Source organism: Campylobacter sp. CFSAN093224 (assembly GCF_012897395.1).
GTDB lineage: Bacteria > Campylobacterota > Campylobacteria > Campylobacterales > Campylobacteraceae > Campylobacter_D > Campylobacter_D jejuni.
In genome coordinates this window covers 890,328-903,811 of record NZ_CP040607.1, presented here as the reverse complement: position 1 = coordinate 903,811, position 13,484 = coordinate 890,328, and the positions used below count along the sequence as shown (strand labels likewise).

At 30.1% G+C, this 13,484-nt stretch carries 14 protein-coding genes; 12 read left to right on the top strand and 2 right to left on the bottom strand.

The annotated features are described in order from the left end of the window. The first annotated feature begins 1 nt into the window (after window position 1). The 10 genes from purL (at window position 2) to FBF11_RS04650 (ending at window position 9,454) form a co-directional block, all read left to right on the top strand. Complete coding sequence (gene purL, locus FBF11_RS04695) at window positions 2–2,188, top strand: phosphoribosylformylglycinamidine synthase subunit PurL (RefSeq protein ID WP_057096903.1); 2,187 nt, start codon at window positions 2–4, stop codon at window positions 2,186–2,188. Then, a complete protein-coding gene (locus FBF11_RS04690) occupies window positions 2,185–2,955 on the top strand; it encodes a DnaJ family molecular chaperone (RefSeq protein ID WP_002860711.1) in 771 nt (256 codons plus the stop codon). Before purL ends, FBF11_RS04690 begins: the two co-directional genes overlap by 4 nt. 2 nt (window positions 2,956–2,957) lie before the next feature. After that, the gene (gene purH / locus FBF11_RS04685; protein ID WP_002867431.1) at window positions 2,958–4,490 is read left to right on the top strand and encodes a bifunctional phosphoribosylaminoimidazolecarboxamide formyltransferase/IMP cyclohydrolase; all 1,533 of its coding nucleotides are present in this window, start codon (window positions 2,958–2,960) and stop codon (window positions 4,488–4,490) included. 98 nt (window positions 4,491–4,588) lie between these two features. Continuing rightward, complete coding sequence (locus tag FBF11_RS08655) at window positions 4,589–5,050, top strand: membrane protein (protein WP_002867432.1); 462 nt, start codon at window positions 4,589–4,591, stop codon at window positions 5,048–5,050. Window positions 5,051–5,506: 456 nt separating this feature from the next. Continuing rightward, window positions 5,507–6,040, top strand: coding sequence for a methyl-accepting chemotaxis protein (locus FBF11_RS08650; protein WP_002867433.1), 534 nt, complete (start codon window positions 5,507–5,509; stop codon window positions 6,038–6,040). A 15-nt stretch (window positions 6,041–6,055) separates the two neighbouring features. Then, window positions 6,056–6,175 carry a hypothetical protein gene (locus FBF11_RS08645; RefSeq protein WP_002886201.1) on the top strand — a complete coding sequence of 40 codons (120 nt, stop codon included), beginning with the start codon at window positions 6,056–6,058 and terminating at the stop codon, window positions 6,173–6,175. Window positions 6,176–6,190: 15 nt separating this feature from the next. Beyond that, a complete protein-coding gene (locus FBF11_RS04665; RefSeq protein ID WP_002860707.1) occupies window positions 6,191–6,625 on the top strand; it encodes an META domain-containing protein in 435 nt (144 codons plus the stop codon). A gap of 98 nt (window positions 6,626–6,723) precedes the next feature. Beyond that, window positions 6,724–7,701, top strand: coding sequence for an agmatine deiminase family protein (locus tag FBF11_RS04660; RefSeq protein WP_002859225.1), 978 nt, complete (start codon window positions 6,724–6,726; stop codon window positions 7,699–7,701). Further along, window positions 7,698–8,585, top strand: a complete 888-nt coding sequence (locus FBF11_RS04655; RefSeq protein ID WP_002871737.1) for a cation diffusion facilitator family transporter — start codon at window positions 7,698–7,700, stop codon at window positions 8,583–8,585. Before FBF11_RS04660 ends, FBF11_RS04655 begins: the two co-directional genes overlap by 4 nt. After that, window positions 8,582–9,454: an N-carbamoylputrescine amidohydrolase gene (locus FBF11_RS04650; protein ID WP_002853261.1), complete on the top strand. Its 873-nt coding sequence runs from the start codon at window positions 8,582–8,584 to the stop codon at window positions 9,452–9,454. Before FBF11_RS04655 ends, FBF11_RS04650 begins: the two co-directional genes overlap by 4 nt. Before the next feature lie 11 nt (window positions 9,455–9,465). Here the strand turns inward: FBF11_RS04650 and FBF11_RS04645 are convergent, their stop codons facing one another. After that, complete coding sequence (locus FBF11_RS04645; RefSeq protein ID WP_002868323.1) at window positions 9,466–10,812, bottom strand: SH3 domain-containing C40 family peptidase; 1,347 nt, start codon at window positions 10,810–10,812, stop codon at window positions 9,466–9,468. 48 nt (window positions 10,813–10,860) lie between these two features. On the opposite strand from FBF11_RS04645, the gene pif1 reads away from it, so the two are divergent. Next, a complete protein-coding gene (pif1, locus tag FBF11_RS04640; RefSeq protein WP_002853306.1) occupies window positions 10,861–12,204 on the top strand; it encodes an ATP-dependent DNA helicase Pif1 in 1,344 nt (447 codons plus the stop codon). Between the two features lie 9 nt (window positions 12,205–12,213). Then, the gene (locus tag FBF11_RS04635; protein ID WP_002853278.1) at window positions 12,214–12,948 is read left to right on the top strand and encodes a hypothetical protein; all 735 of its coding nucleotides are present in this window, start codon (window positions 12,214–12,216) and stop codon (window positions 12,946–12,948) included. On the opposite strand, the gene lolA is transcribed toward FBF11_RS04635, so the two are convergent. Continuing rightward, the gene (lolA, locus tag FBF11_RS04630; RefSeq protein ID WP_002853302.1) at window positions 12,945–13,454 is read right to left on the bottom strand and encodes a LolA-like outer membrane lipoprotein chaperone; all 510 of its coding nucleotides are present in this window, start codon (window positions 13,452–13,454) and stop codon (window positions 12,945–12,947) included. The genes FBF11_RS04635 and lolA overlap by 4 nt on opposite strands. Window positions 13,455–13,484: the final 30 nt, after the last annotated feature.

Sequence of the window (13,484 nt, the reverse complement as noted above, 5' to 3'; positions counted from 1 at the left end):
AATGAACAAAGAAACCATAAAAGCACATAAAATCAGTGATGAAGAATATGCACAAATTTTAGAAATTTTAGGACGCGAGCCAAATTTATTAGAACTTGGGGTTATTTCTGCGATGTGGAGCGAGCATTGCTCTTATAAATCCAGTAAAAAATATCTTAATGGTTTTCCAACTAAAGCACCTTGGGTGATTCAAGGCCCAGGAGAAAACGCAGGGGTTATTGATATTGGGCAAGGTATGGCAGCAGTTTTTAAGGTAGAAAGTCACAATCATCCTAGCTTTATCGAGCCTTTTGCAGGTGCGGCTACGGGAGTAGGGGGAATTTTGCGTGATGTTTTTACTATGGGTGCAAGAGTGGTTGCAGGGCTAAATTCTTTAAAATTTGGCAATATTCATGATGAAAAATGCGGCAAACATCAAAAATACCTTGTTAAAGGTGTGGTAAATGGAATTTCTCATTATGGAAATTGCATGGGTGTGCCAACTATAGGCGGAGAATGTGCTTTTGATGAGTGTTTTAATGGAAATATCTTAGTTAATGCCTTTGCTTTAGGGGTTTGTAAAAGTGAAGATATCTTTTATGCTAAGGCTGAAGGTGTAGGAAATCCTGTGATTTATGTGGGTTCAAAAACAGGGCGTGATGGACTTGGTGGAGCGGTTATGGCAAGTGATAGCTTCAATGAAGAAAGCAAATCTTTGCGTCCTACAGTGCAAATTGGCGATCCTTTCAGTGAAAAACTTCTTATGGAAGCTTGTTTAGAGCTTTTTAAAACTGATTATATTGTGGGTATTCAAGATATGGGTGCTGCAGGGCTTACTTCAAGTTCTTTTGAAATGGCAGGAAGAAGTGGCAGTGGCATGAAACTTTACTTAGATAAAACTCCTATACGTGAAAGCGGTATGACTCCTTATGAGTTAATGCTTAGCGAGTCTCAAGAAAGAATGCTTATTTGTGCGAAAAAAGGCTATGAAGATAAGGTTATAGAAATTTTCAAAAAATGGGATTTAGATGCTGTGGTTATAGGTGAAGTTACTAATACAGGAAAAATGGAGCTTTTTTGGCATGATGAGCTTGTAGGGCTTATTCCTATCGAGCCTCTAAGTGAAAAAGCGCCGATTTTAAGTCGTCCTATAAGTGAGCCAAAATATTTAAGTGAAATTAAAGATTATAAATTTGAGCTAAAATTAAGCATTCAAGAGCTTTTTATACAAATGCTTCAAAATGAAAATATTAACAACAAAGCTTTTATTTATGATCAATTTGATTCAAGTGTGCAAACCAATACTATAAAAGCTGATGGAAAATTAGGTGCTAGTATTATTCGTATCAAAGAAAATGGCGCAAGTGTGGCTATGGCTATAGAATGTAACTCACGCTTAAATTATGTAAATCCTAAAATAGGAGCAGCTTTAGCAGTAGCTTCTGCAGGAAGAAAAGTTGCTTGTACGGGGGCTAAACCTTTGGCAATAAGTGATTGTTTAAATTATGGAAATCCGCAAAATCCTGAAGTGATGTGGCAATTCGCACAAGGTTGCGAAGGTATTAAAGAAGCTTGTAAAGAGTTAAATACCCCAGTAGTAAGCGGCAATGTTTCACTTTATAATGAAACTGAAGGAGTAAGTATTTATCCAAGTCCTACTATAGTAAGCGTAGGGGTTTTAGAAGATGCAAATAAAACCTTAAAAGCTAGTTTTGAAAAAGAAAATTTAAGCGTTTATCTTTTGGGTGAAAGTTTAGGAGAATTTGGCGGATCTATGGTAATGAAAATCCAAGATAAAAAAGTATCAGGAAGTCTTAAAGAGCTTGATTATAAAGCTGAACTTGCACTTTGGGATTTGCTTTATAAAGCCAATCAAAATTCTTTACTTGAGTGTGCCAATAGCGTAGGAATAGGGGGTATTGCTATGACTTTGGCAAAAATGTTTGCTATTTCTAGTGTGGGTGTAAATTTAACAAGTGGTTTTGATGATGAAAAAATGATTTTTGATGAGAGTGCAAGTCGTGCTATAGTAGGGCTTAGCAAAGAAAATGAAGAAGCTTTTTTAAATTTAGCCAAAGAATTTGGAGTAAAAGCTTATAAATTAGGTGTGAGTACAAGCCAAAAACATTTTAAACTTGATAACATTGAGTTAAGCAAGGTTGAACTTGACAAGCTTTATTTTGAAAGTTTTAAAGAGCAAATCCAATGACTTTAGTTTTAATTATACTCGTTATTTTGGTGTTTTACTGGTATTATAAAACTTGGGGAAAACAGGATTTTTTAAACTCAGCTACAAGAGGAGCCAAAGGCTTTGCTAAGGGTTTTGCTCGTGGGGTTATGGAAGAAAGAATGGATGAGTTTAAAAGGCGTATGAATTACTATGTTATCGCACTTTTGGCAAAAATTGCAAAAAGTGATGGTAGGGTAAGTGAAAATGAAGCTGAAATGATCAAAGATCTTTTAGATGCAAATGCCAAAGATGAAAAAGAAAGAGCTTTTTTAAAAGCAAGTTTTAATGAACATAAAGAAAATTTAAGTGATGCTTTTTATGTGGCAAAAGATTTTTTAAAAGAAGTGCCTTTGCCTAAAAATGAGCGTTTTAATGTCTTGCGTGTGCTTGTTTTTATGGCTTTAATCGATGCAGATTTTAATGCTAAAAAGCGTGAAATTTTAGAGCAAATCGCTAAAGCCTTTGATATAGCAAAAAGCGAATTAGACGCTTTTATAGCAAGTCTTTCAAATTTAAAAAGTACTAAAAAAGAATTAAGCCTTGATGAAGCTTTTGCTATTTTAGAACTTTCAAATAATGCAGATTTAAATGCAGTAAAAAAACAATACCGCAATTTAGCAAAAAAATATCATCCTGATATTTTAAATGCAAACAATGTTAGTGAAGAAGAGCTTAAAATCGGTGTAGAGAAATTTCAAAAAATCAACGAAGCTTACGAAAAAGTTAAAAAACATTTAGAAAGGTAAAAATGAGAGCATTACTTAGTGTGAGTGATAAAGAAGGCATAGTAGAATTTGGCAAAGAGCTTGAAAATTTAGACTTTGAGATTCTTTCAACAGGCGGGACTTTTAAGCTTTTAAAAGAAAATGGAATAAAAGTTATAGAAGTGAGTGATTTTACAAAGAGTCCTGAGCTTTTTGAAGGGCGTGTGAAGACTTTGCATCCTAAGATTCACGGTGGGATTTTACACAAAAGAAGCGATGAAAATCATATCAAACAAGCAAAAGAAAATGAAATTTTAGGCATTGATCTAGTTTGTGTAAATTTATATCCTTTTAAAAAAACCACTATTATGAGTGATGATTTTGATGAAATTATAGAAAATATCGATATAGGTGGGCCTGCGATGATAAGAAGTGCAGCAAAGAACTATAAAGATGTGATGGTACTTTGCGATCCGCTTGATTATGAAAAAGTGATTGAGACTTTAAAAAAAGGTCAAAATGATGAGAATTTTCGTTTAAATTTGATGATAAAAGCTTATGAGCATACGGCAAATTATGATGCTTATATTGCAAATTATATGAATGAACGCTTTAACGGAGGTTTTGGAGCGAGTAAATTTATAGTAGGGCAAAAAGTATTTGATACAAAATATGGAGAAAATCCACATCAAAAAGGGGCTTTATATGAGTTTGATGCCTTTTTTAGTGCAAATTTCAAAGCCCTTAAAGGCGAAGCAAGTTTTAATAATCTAACCGATATTAACGCAGCTTTAAATTTAGCTAGTAGTTTCGATAAAGCTCCAGCTATTGCTATAGTAAAACATGGAAATCCTTGCGGTTTTGCTATAAAAGAAAATTTAGTACAAAGCTATATACATGCTTTAAAATGCGATAGCGTTAGTGCTTATGGAGGAGTGGTTGCAATCAATGGAACTCTTGATGAGGCTTTAGCAAATAAAATCAATGAAATTTATGTAGAAGTAATCATCGCAGCCAATGTAGATGAAAAAGCTTTAGCTATGTTTGAAGGTAAAAAACGCATTAAAATTTTCACTCAAGAAAGTCCATTTTTAATCCGCAATTTTGATAAATATGATTTTAAACATATTGATGGGGGTTTTGTATATCAAAACAGCGATGAAGTTGGCGAAGATGAGTTTAAAAATGCAAAGCTTATGAGTCAAAGAGAGGCAAGTAAGGAAGAATTAAAAGATCTTGAAATCGCCATGAAAATAGCAGCATTTACCAAATCAAACAATGTTGTTTATGTAAAAAATGGCGCTATGGTGGCTATAGGCATGGGTATGACAAGCAGAATCGATGCAGCAAAGGTAGCAATCGCTAAAGCTAAAGAAATGGGGCTTGATTTGCAAGGTTGCGTTTTAGCAAGTGAAGCCTTTTTTCCTTTTAGAGATAGCATAGATGAAGCAAGTAAAGTAGGGGTTAAAGCTATAGTAGAACCAGGCGGAAGTATAAGGGATGATGAAGTGGTAAAAGCAGCTGATGAGTATGGTATGGCGCTTTATTTCACAGGAGTAAGACATTTCTTACATTAAGTTTAATAGAATGTTATGTTTTTTACACATAATTCAATAAAAATTAAATAAATTATGTGTAAAATATTTCCGAAAAATTTTATTTTTAGGAAACTATGATGTTTAAAACTATAGGATTTAAGGTTTCTGCTGCAATTTTTGTGGTGTTGCTTATAAGTTTTATCGTAATGCAAGTGATTTTAAATTTGGACTTTAAAAATACTGCTAATAAAATGAGCAAGGCAAATTTAAATACCGTAAGTACTTCTGTTTTTCAAACAATGAGAATGGCTATGAATTTAGGAGATCCTGAAAAAATTAAAGAAGCCATTGAAGATGTAAAAAGTATAGAGGGTATTAGTGATATTAAAATTTATCCTTCAAAAGATACTATAGATCTTTTTGAGATGAAAGCCCCTCAAATTTCAAATGATAAGCGTATTATAGAACAATTTTCAAATCCTAAAATTCAAGCTTTGGAAGAAAATATAAATGGTGTTGTGTATTTAAGATTGATACGCCCTTTGATTGCAGATGAAAGTTGTGTTACTTGTCATGAAATGCTAATACAGGAAGTGTGATTGGGGTTATGGATATATTACATTCTTTAGAAGGTGTTTAAAAAGATATAAGCAAAACCGGTCAATCTTATATTATAATATTTACTATTGCTTTGATTTTTACCCTTTGTGGTGGTTCTTTTAATACTTAAAGTTGTTGTTGGAAAGCCCGTTTTAGAGCTTTTAAATCATGCTAAAGAATTAGCTCAAGGAAGCAGCAATTTTAAAAGCTCGTATTTCAGTTAAAGGTCAAGATGAAATTGCTTTAGCTTGTGGATATATCAATCAATTTATCGAAAAAACTCACAAGGCAGTTAGCAGTGCAAGTCATAATTTAAAAAATGTAGAAAAACAAAGCAATCTTTTAAATTCAAATGCTATTTTTTAAGTGATATCAGTTCACAAAGTCATAAGCAAATAGATCAAAGTTTTAAACTTGGTGCAAATGTTGGCAATGAACTTAGAGAACTTGCTAGTTTGTCAAATAAGGCAAATAGTGCCAATGAAAAATCCTTTTTATTATTAGAGCAAATGCTTAAATCTTTGTTTAATGTTGCTAATAAAGTATCAATAGTATCCCAAAATGAAAATGAATTGGCTAAAAAAGTTGAAAACATGGTCAATCAAGCAGGTAATATACAAAAAGCAACTCAAATGATGGATAAGATCGCAGATAAAACAAAATTACCATCCCTAAATGCTGACATAGAAGTAGCTAGGGCTGGTGCATTTGGACTAGGTTTTTCTGTAATTGCTGAGGATGATAGGCAGTTGGCTCAGAACAGTGAAGAATTTTTGGGAAATGTAGCTCAAATTACAAAAGAGCTTTTGCAAAGTATTAATGAGGTTAACGCAGAATTAAAGAAAAATACTCAAAGTATACAAGCTTTAAATGATGACACCGCTTTATTGGTTGATGATGCTAATGAGGTTAAATTATGTAACGAAGATGCTAGGGCTTTGGTAACTCAATGTACTGAAAAAATAAAAATTTCCCAAGAGAATATATAAAATTTACTTTTTCGTATGCAAGAAAATGTTGAAGTAAGTGAAAAGAATGAAGAAATTTCTAAAATTCTACTTCAAGTTGTAGATGAGTTAAAAATAGTGTGTCATAATCTCGAAAGCGAACTTAACCAATTTTAAATTTAAAGGAATAAAATGAAAAAAACGCTTCAAATTGCTTTAGCTGCAACTTTTTTTGCAGGTTGTGCTAGTACTTCTGTTACTTCATCTACTTCTAAAGGTAATAATGAACTTGTACAAAATCAGCTTTTCAAAATAGAAAAAATTATAGTTAATGGTAAAACTTTTGATCCAAAAAACGCAGAGGAAAGTCCAAATATTAGTTTTGAAAATAATAAATTTTATGGTTATTCAGGGTGTAATCGTTTTTTTGGTTCTTACCAAACTAAGGCGGATACTTTGCAAATCGAAGGTGATCGCGTAGCTTCAACTCAAATGCTTTGTCATCCAATGGATGTAATGGATTTTGAAAATTCTTTCCTTTCAAATTTCAAAGGAATTTTTAAAATTTCAAATGAAAATGGAAAACTTGTTTTAAGTAATGATGAAATGAAGATCTTTTTTAAATAATACCCTAAAGCCTCGAAATATCGAGGTAATCTTCTTAAATTTGACAAAAGTCTAAAAAATGATACAATTATAATTTTATTATCAAAAAAGGTAGTTAAATGATAAAATCAATTCCTGAATGGAGTGAGCAAGAATACCTCATGCTTTCTTTACCCCATGAAAAAAGCGATTGGAATCCCTATTTAGAGGAAATTTTGCAAAGTTATAAAGAATTTGTAAAAGCAGTGAGTGAATTTCAAAAAGTTTTACTTATAGCTCCTAAACAGAGTGATTTTGAAAATTTTAAAGATATAAAAAATGTAGAGTATTTTAAATGTGATACCAATGATACTTGGATACGTGATTTTGGAGCTATAGATATAATAGAAAATGGTCGTTTAAAGGCTCTTGATTTTACTTTTAATGCTTGGGGAAATAAATTTCAAAGTGAGCTTGATAATGCTGTAAATTCTAAGCTTTTTAAAGAAAAATTTAAAGAGGAACTTAAAAAGGTTGATTTTATTTTAGAAGGAGGAAGTATTGACTTTAATGGAGAGGGTGTGATGCTTACAAGCTCTCATTGTCTTTTAAATGAAAATAGAAATTCTCATCTAAACAAAACCCAAATTGATATAAAATTAAAAGAAATTTTTGGTTTAAAGCAAATTATTTGGCTAGAAAATGGTTTCATAAAAGGTGATGATACAGATCATCATATCGATACCTTAGCAAGATTTATAGATAAAAATACCATAGCACATTGTATTTGTGAAGATGAAGAGGATGAACATTATTTGCCTTTGCAAAAAATGAAAGAAGAGCTTAAAAAAACAGGCTTTGATTTAGTAGAACTTCCTATACCTAATCCTTTATACTATGAAGGAAGAAGATTGGGCGCAACTTATGCGAATTTTGTTTTTATAAATAATGCTTTAATTGTGCCTTTTTATAAGGATAAAAATGATGAAATCATAGCTAAAAGACTTTCTAAAGCTTTACCTAGTCATAAAATTATAGGAGTAGATGCAAGAGTGTTTTTACGACAAAACGGTTCTTTGCATTGTTCTTGTCAAAATCGTTTCAAAGGTTTAAGATGAGTTTGCAAAAAAAAGCAACTCTTGTAGCAAGTTTATGTGCCATTGTTTTAGCCTTGGTTAAATTTATAGTAGGCTTAACAAGTGGTTCTGTTGCAGTACTTTCAAGTGCGATTGATTCTTTAATGGATTTTGCTATTTCTGCTTTTAATTTTTTGGCTCTTAAAAAAAGCTCACAAAAGGCGAATGAAAATTATAATTTTGGTTTTTCTAAAATTGAAGCTTTAATGGGTTTGTTAGAAGGTGTTTTTATAGTTGGCGTGGGGATTTTTATTTTTTATGAGAGTATTTTAAAGATTTATTATAAAGAAGAAATTAAAGATTTAAATTCAAGCATCTATGTGATGATTTTTACTTTAATTATGACTTTTTTTCTTGTACTTTTTTTAAATTATGTAGCTAAAAAAACCAAAAGTTTGATTATAGAAAGTGATGCTTTGCATTACAAAACAGATTGCTTAACCAATGCTTGTACTTTAGGGGCTTTGGTTTTGATTTATTTTACAAATTTACATATTATTGATGCTATTTTTGGGATAGTGATCAGTCTTTATACGGCATTTTCTGCTTTTAAAATCATTAAAAAAGCTTTAGCTTTTTTAATGGATGAGGCTTTACCTAAGGAACAAGTGGATAAAATTTGTACTTTGATTTCTAATAATCCTGAAATAATTTCCTATCATGAATTAAAGACGCGTAAAACTCCAAGTTGTAATTATTTAAGCGTGCATTTGGTTTTTTGCCCTATAATTTCGCTTTTAAATGCGCATAAAATTTCAGATGAAATAGAAGAAGGTGTGCGTAAGATGTTTGAAAATGAAAAATGGGATATACAAATTCATTTAGATCCTTATGATGATGCAGAACAAGAAAGGCAAAGACAATGAAAATCGCTTTAATACAACAAAAATTTCATTTAAATAAAGAACAAACTATAAAAAAAACTTGCGAATTTATAGAAGAAGCCTCTAAACAAGGAGCTGAGCTTGTTTGCTTAGGAGAACTTCATCAAAGTGAGTATTTTTGTCAAAGTGAAAATGTGGATTTTTTTGACTATGCTAATGATTATGAAAAAGATGTGAAATTTTGGGCAAATATAGCTAGAAAAAATCAAATAGTGCTTATTGCTTCATTGTTTGAAAAACGAAGTGCCGGACTTTATCATAATACTGCAGTGGTTTTTGAAAAAGATGGTTCTATAGCAGGCAAATATCGCAAAATGCACATACCCGATGATCCTTGTTTTTATGAAAAATTTTATTTTACTCCTGGAGATTTGGGTTTTGAACCTATAAATACAAGTTTAGGTAAGCTTGGAGTGCTTATTTGTTGGGATCAGTGGTATCCTGAAGCAGCAAGAATTATGGCTTTAAAAGGAGCTGAGATTCTTATTTATCCCACGGCAATTGGTTGGTTTGATAAGGATAAAGATGAAGAAAAACAAAGACAGCTCAATGCTTGGCTTGGCGTACAAAAAGGACATGCTATAGCTAATGGTTTATATGTAGTAGCTATCAATAGAGTAGGTTTTGAAAAAGATGTAAGCGGGGTAGAAGAGGGCATTAGATTTTGGGGAAATTCTTTTGTTTTTGGCCCTCAAGGTGAAGAACTTTGTCTTTTAGATTCTCAAAACGAATGTGTAAAAATCATAGAAATAGATAAAAAAAGAAGTGAAAATGTGCGTCGTTGGTGGCCTTTTTTGCGAGATAGACGCATAGAATATTTTACAGATTTAACTAAAAGATTTATTGATTAAATCAATAAATCTTATTTGTTTTGTATATTTTCAAGATAGCTTTTTATTTGCTCTTTTTCTTGTTCGTTTAAATTTATAAAACTTATTTCTTTAAGTCTTGATAAAAGCAAATTATCTTCTAAAATTTCATTTTTTCCTATTTCTAAAGAAGTGATGACGCTAGAACTTATGAGAAGTCTTTGGGTTGCATCTTTTCTTAAGCCCCATATATTATGTATGGCAATATTATTATCTGTAATTTGCCCTGCATAAAGCATAATATGTCCAGGTAAATAAAGTAAACTAAGATAAGCTTTCCCAAAGCGGTTTAAAAAATCTTTTTTTTGAGAATTACTAAGAGTGCTTATATCAAAATGATTAAAAGAATTTTTTTGTGCAGCTGAATTTCTTGGTAGATAAAGTCCAAAAGCTGAAAAGATATCACGAGTTAGTAAAGAACAATCTCTTTCAAAATTATAACCGCCCCAGCCATAAGGCAAATTTAAAACTTGTGAAAGTTGATTTTTTAAATTTTTATCATTGAATTGTAAAGGAAATTTAGATACATCTTTTTTAGAAATTTTATATTTTTTAGAACCTATTTTTCCATAAAAATAGTTTTTATCTTCTTTGTAGTAAGGATAGATAGCACCAATTCTACTTTCAAATAAAAATTTACCATCCTCGCTATAGATAGCAAATTTTTCTTTTAGTGGTGTGATAAAGTTGAGATTTTCATAGATTTTCGCTCTATCGTTTGAGAAAAATTCCAAATTTTTACTTTCAACAAATCCAAATCCAGCTTCACCTAAAACAAAAGCATAACGCTTATCTTTACTAAAATGTGAAATTAAGACAGGGGCTCCAGTATTTAAAATGCCATCGCTTGCATAGTCAAAAGGAATTCCTTCATTTTCAAAAAAAGGATTTTTTAAGATAGCTCTTTGGGTTGGAAGATTTTTAATGATTGTATTTTGGATAATTAAAGCTTTTTGATTAAGTTTACCGAATTCTTGGATATTTGCGTTATTTATAGCGTTTTTAAACCATGAAAGTGGAATAATTTGTTTATTGAAAAAATAATAAGTATTTTTTGAATTTAAATATAAAGGAAAGGACCAAAAAATATTTTGTCCTTTGTAATTTTTAAATGAATCATGCCAAGGGTTAAAGAAATATTTTTTATATCGTTTTGCATCAAAATTAATATCGTAAGCAAATTGTGGCAAAATGTTTACATTTTGTTCGTATTCAAGTTTTGCATAATGTTGATTTTCATTTTTTTGTTCTAAATTTTCACGATGAAGTGAAGTTAAATTTTTTGTTGAACAAGCTGTTAAAAATAGCACTATAAAAGTAAAATATAAACAAGATTTCATAATCAACCTTTTAGAAAAAATAGTTATAATTAAAGCCAAGGAAATATAATGTTTGATAAACTAGAAAAAATTTTAGCTTATGATAATGTTTTTTTAAGTGGTGGTGCTGGAGTTGGTAAAAGCTTTTTGACAAATGAGCTTATCAAATCTTATAGAAAACAAAAAAAATTAGCCATAGCTCTTGGTTCTAGTGCTCTATCGGCGTTTAATATAGGCGGTGTTACTTTACACAGCTTTTTTTGTTTAGGGTATTGTGATGATATGATGAAATTAAGTGTATTGGATCGCAATCAAAAACAAAAAGAAAAATTAACAAAACTTAAAGAGCTTTTAAAAACGATTGAGCTTATTATTATCGATGAAATTTCCATGGTTAGTGCAAATGTTTTTGAAATGATAGGCTTTAGACTTAAAAATTCTCAATTTAATGGAAAAATTTTAGTTGTTGGAGATTTTTTTCAACTGCCTCCAGTAATTAAAGAAAAAAAAGAAACTTTATTTAACCATTCTTATTATGCTTTTTCTTCATTTTTTTGGCAAGATTTAAATTTTAAGAATATTAAACTTTCTCAACCTAAAAGAACGCAAAATATGGAATTTTATAACCATTTATCTTTGATTAGACAAGGTTTTTTAGATGAAAAAATTTTAAGCTTTTTTGAATCTTTGCGAATTGATTATAAAGAATTAGAAAATTTAGAAGATGATTATACTTTACTTTGTGGTATCAATAAAAAAGTAAACAATATCAATCAAGAAAAATTAAGCAAACTTGAGACCCCGCTTGTATGCTTTAAGGCTCAGGTTAAAAAAGAAGATAAGAGAATAAAAGATGAAGAGCTTGATTCTTGGATTAGAAGCTTAAATATATTGGAAGAATTAAATATTAAAATAGGCGCTCGTATTATTTTTTGCGTAAATAATTGGGATAAGAATTATTATAATGGAGAGCAAGGCATTATAGAAGATATTCTTTATGAAGAGGAGAAAATTTATATTAGCATTATTAAAAATAATGGGATGAAAATTTTACTTGAACCTTATACTTTTTTCATGGAAGAACTTGAGCAATCAGGTAAAGATTTTGTTGTTAATATTCTCGCAAGTGTTACACAGTTTCCTATTAAATTAGCTTATGCTATTACTATACACAAATCACAAGGTATGAGTATTGAAAAATTAGTGTGTGATATTGATCATATTTTTGAAAATGGACAGCTTTATGTCGCTCTTTCTCGCGCTACAAACCCAAATACTTTAAAAATTTATTCTACAAAAAAGATAAATTTTGGATTTTATTTTGCTAATATTTTAAAAATAGATTCTAATGTGATTGAATTTTATAAAAAACATAATTTTTTAGATCTCGAAATACAAGAACAAATCATTTAAAGGCATTAAATGAAAAAAATATTTTTAAGTGTTTTTTTGGTTTTGAGTTTAAATGCTCAAAATCTTGAAATAGATAAAATAAGAACAGATTTGTATTCTAAAAGTGGAGCAAATGTTCTTAAAAAAGTTGAAATTTCTTTGGAATTTGATGGGAATAATTTAAAAGAAAATGAAAATAAGTTAATTGATGCTGTAAATACAGTAATTTCAGGGTTTTTTTATGAAGATATTTTTACAGAAATTGGAAAAAATAATTTTAAAAAAACTTTAGAAAAATTTTTAGATAAGAAATATAAGATTAAACTAGATGATATATATATCATATCTTTAAGTGGAGTGGAAAAATTTGATTTAGAGGAGTTTAAACGCTTTTTAGAAAGTACTGAGGCTAAAGAGAAGGGTATGGGTAGCGAGGTAAAAAAAGCACTTGAAAACTTAGAAGTTCCTAAAACTCAAGTTCCTAGTGTTGAAAAGATCCCAACTCCTAGTGTTCCAAATTTAGAAGTCAAGCAAGTTGAACAGCTTTTCAAAGATCCAGATGAAGAAAATAAAAATGACAATGGAGAAATCAATATAGATAATTTAAATACACCTAAAATGACTCCAGATATAGAAGAAAAAATTAAAAGAGATTTAATCGCCAATCCTCCACAAATATTCAAAGAAAATAACGCAAGCAAGCCTTATCATTTGCCACAAACAGGCTATGATATAAAGCTTGATGAGAATTCAACGCAAAATTAGCGAACTATATCATAATTTTGCGGAATTTTTGCCTTAAAAACATCGGAATTAATTTTTGGATTTTTAATTTGATTGTTTAGATTGATTATAACATCATTTTCAAATTCATCTTTATAGGATATGCTTTGAATTTGCTCTTGATTGAGTTTAATTGTATAATTTATATTATCATATTTTGCTACAAGTTTATCTTTGTCTATAAGACTTGCTTTTTTGAAAATTTCATTAAGATTTGGAATGTTATCAAGATGAGAGAAAATGACTTGTTCTAGATCGTGCTCTACTATGGTTACTTGATTTTTGTTGATATAAATCTCTTTTTTACTAGGAGTATCATAACTCCAATATGCTTGATCTTTACTCAGTATAAAATGCCCAGAATAAGAAAGTGTAGAGTTTTTGGATTTCACTATTTGGGTAAAATTGCTTGAAAAGGTATTAAAATTAAGATCAAGGGCAAAAAGTTGTCCTATAAAAATAAAAAATATCAAGAATGTTTTTTTCATTTATTTTCCTTAAAAAAATATATTTTTTAT

What these genes read in the sequence shown, in the direction of transcription:
- purL (WP_057096903.1), top strand. Translation starts at nt 2, where the DNA reads ATGAACAAAGAAACCATAAAAGCACATAAAATCAGTGATGAAGAATAT.
- FBF11_RS04690 (WP_002860711.1), top strand. Translation starts at nt 2,185, where the DNA reads ATGACTTTAGTTTTAATTATACTCGTTATTTTGGTGTTTTACTGGTAT.
- purH (WP_002867431.1), top strand. Translation starts at nt 2,958, where the DNA reads ATGAGAGCATTACTTAGTGTGAGTGATAAAGAAGGCATAGTAGAATTT.
- FBF11_RS08655 (WP_002867432.1), top strand. Translation starts at nt 4,589, where the DNA reads ATGTTTAAAACTATAGGATTTAAGGTTTCTGCTGCAATTTTTGTGGTG.
- FBF11_RS08645 (WP_002886201.1), top strand. Translation starts at nt 6,056, where the DNA reads ATGCAAGAAAATGTTGAAGTAAGTGAAAAGAATGAAGAAATTTCTAAA.
- FBF11_RS04665 (WP_002860707.1), top strand. Translation starts at nt 6,191, where the DNA reads ATGAAAAAAACGCTTCAAATTGCTTTAGCTGCAACTTTTTTTGCAGGT.
- FBF11_RS04660 (WP_002859225.1), top strand. Translation starts at nt 6,724, where the DNA reads ATGATAAAATCAATTCCTGAATGGAGTGAGCAAGAATACCTCATGCTT.
- FBF11_RS04655 (WP_002871737.1), top strand. Translation starts at nt 7,698, where the DNA reads ATGAGTTTGCAAAAAAAAGCAACTCTTGTAGCAAGTTTATGTGCCATT.
- FBF11_RS04650 (WP_002853261.1), top strand. Translation starts at nt 8,582, where the DNA reads ATGAAAATCGCTTTAATACAACAAAAATTTCATTTAAATAAAGAACAA.
- FBF11_RS04645 (WP_002868323.1), bottom strand. Translation starts at nt 10,812, where the DNA reads ATGAAATCTTGTTTATATTTTACTTTTATAGTGCTATTTTTAACAGCT.
- pif1 (WP_002853306.1), top strand. Translation starts at nt 10,861, where the DNA reads ATGTTTGATAAACTAGAAAAAATTTTAGCTTATGATAATGTTTTTTTA.
- FBF11_RS04635 (WP_002853278.1), top strand. Translation starts at nt 12,214, where the DNA reads ATGAAAAAAATATTTTTAAGTGTTTTTTTGGTTTTGAGTTTAAATGCT.
- lolA (WP_002853302.1), bottom strand. Translation starts at nt 13,454, where the DNA reads ATGAAAAAAACATTCTTGATATTTTTTATTTTTATAGGACAACTTTTT.